Source organism: Pseudoalteromonas sp. NZS37 (genome assembly GCF_015864265.1).
GTDB lineage: Bacteria > Pseudomonadota > Gammaproteobacteria > Enterobacterales > Alteromonadaceae > Pseudoalteromonas > Pseudoalteromonas arctica.
In genome coordinates, this window is record NZ_JADYXL010000069.1 from 1 (window position 1) to 628 (window position 628).

At 48.4% G+C, this 628-nt stretch carries 1 protein-coding gene; it reads left to right on the forward strand.

Annotated features, from left to right (window positions below):
- Nucleotides 1–628 (forward strand): Ig-like domain-containing protein (locus tag I6F47_RS20475; protein ID WP_197184478.1); only part of this gene is annotated, 628 nt, incomplete at both ends.

Sequence of the window (628 nt, forward strand, 5' to 3'; positions counted from 1 at the left end):
CGCAACATTGGATACCAATGCACCGAGTATTAATATTGATGCATTAATGGATACAAATGATACAACGCCGAATGTGAGCGGTACCAGCAGTGCAGCAAATGGCACTATTATCACCGTCAGTTTCACGGACAGTAATGACATAACAAACACGGTACAAACAACCGTTACAGACGGTATCTGGAGTGTTGAAGCCCCTGTTGACTTAGCTGAAGGCAGTTATGAAGTTGAAGCGAGTGTTACTGATGGAAGCGGCAATACAAGTACCGCAACAGGAAGTGGCATTGTTGATACGACCATTCCTAATATTGCCGTAAATGATGTAACCGTGACTGATGACACCACGCCCACGATCACCGGCACAGCGAATGCGCCACAAGGCAGCACCGTGAGCGTTGAAATTACAGACAGTAATAACATTACTCATACCGTAACGACCACATTAGGGGTTAATGGCACATGGAGCGTAGCAGCCACGCAAGTACTGGCTGAAGGCACCTTTACAGTGAGCGCCAGTGTGAGCGATGCCGCAGGCAATGAAGCTACTGCCACAGGCACTGGTGAAATAGATACCATTGCACCGACGCTTGTACTTACCAGCCCAGGCTCAAGTAACGACATCACCCCGACA